We start from the raw sequence: 1,396 nt of genomic DNA on the forward strand, positions 1-1,396 counted from the left end.
TCTATTATGATGAAAAAATTCCTTTTTTTACTAGTACTAATAGCTATAACTATCATAAGTGCCTGTAGTAATGACGATGACAATAACAATCCTATCGATCAACTACCACCCGCAACACAAAGTGGAAAACAAACCTTTGCTTGCCTTATTAATGGGGAAGCTTTTATACCTAGCCAATTTGGACAAGGACGACCTAGAGCTACGTATTTTTTTAAAGATAATGCTTATACATTAGGACTCTCTGGGGCTACAGGGGGAGGAACCGAATCACAACTTATAGTTGTACAAGGATTAGATGTTGAAGCTTTAGAAGAAAAACAATACCAATTAGTGTCTGAAGATTTTAAGGTATATTCTGGACTATATGTTAGAGATTCCTCTAAACCTCTTTTATCAACTTCAAAAGAAAACCCTGGAAAGCTTACAATTACCAAATTTGACCAAGAGAATGGTATTGTTGCAGGTACTTTCGAATTTACGGTACTTGATAAAGAGGGTAATGAGATCAAAATTACCGATGGCCGATTTGACTTATTCTATGAGTCTAATGTAACAGTTATATCCGACTAATAAACAATTTTTTACACCTACCCCACTCACATATTCATGTAACCTTTTTTAAAATCATTTTTACAATGAAACAGATTTCTATTGCCATTTTTGTAATGGCCTGGATCGCTATGTCCACAATCAAGGCACAAACTACAGACACAAGTGTAGCCAATGCTATCAACCATGCTTTTGCACCCTTAGAAAAAAATCGAGTGCCCCACGGGATTTTATTAGACTATGGCTTCGATTTTACCAACCTTAACAAATACAACGGGGTAAATACCAGCGGTGATCATATCAACCCTGCTTTGTATAGAGACATCTATACTACCATCGTTTCTTCTGCCATACAGTCCGGAGTGTCCGGAATACAAAATCCTAAAGGTGAATATAACAAATGGAAAAACCTGCAACAACAAAAAACCGCTGTAAACACCAATACCAACACCCATATTGTGTTAAGTGGTTTGTATTTTAAGTTCTCCAAAATACGAACTAATGCCCTTAGCCAGGGGGATATACGGGTTATTAATAACAGTACCCAATATGATGATGCCTATAGTGGTGGAGTATGGCAAAATCCTTATGAAACTAAAAATGCAGTCGCTTATAAAAAATGAAAAAAAATAATTATCAATTGGTTTCTGAAGATTTTAACCTATACTTTAACAAATATGTCAAAAGCTTCTCTAGAATACGTGCTACCACTTTAGAAGAAAACCTCGGAACACATATAATTGCCAAATTCGACCAAGAAAACGGAATCATTGCTGGTACTTTTGAGTTTACGGTATTGGATACTGATGGCAATGATATCAAGATTACCGATGGACGATTTGATTTA

The 1,396-nt window shown here is 35.7% G+C and carries 2 protein-coding genes and 1 pseudogene; all 3 read left to right on the forward strand.

The window, feature by feature from the left end:
* The coding region (locus F0000_RS27305) for a hypothetical protein (RefSeq protein WP_223148959.1) at window positions 1-570 on the forward strand (570 nt) is incomplete at its 5' end.
* Window positions 571-635: 65 nt separating this feature from the next.
* A complete protein-coding gene (locus F0000_RS27310) occupies window positions 636-1,172 on the forward strand; it encodes a hypothetical protein (protein WP_149627851.1) in 537 nt (178 codons plus the stop codon).
* Window positions 1,169-1,396, forward strand: a pseudogene (locus F0000_RS27315) (hypothetical protein); the annotation flags it as partial. The gene F0000_RS27310 and the pseudogene F0000_RS27315, both read left to right, overlap by 4 nt.

It is taken from the genome of Aquimarina sp. RZ0 (assembly GCF_008370685.1).
In the GTDB taxonomy this organism is placed as follows: Bacteria; Bacteroidota; Bacteroidia; order Flavobacteriales; family Flavobacteriaceae; genus Aquimarina.

Bases quoted from the DNA above. Each gene is read 5' to 3' on its own strand.
- F0000_RS27310 (WP_149627851.1), top strand. From the start codon at position 636: ATGAAACAGATTTCTATTGCCATTTTTGTAATGGCCTGGATCGCTATG.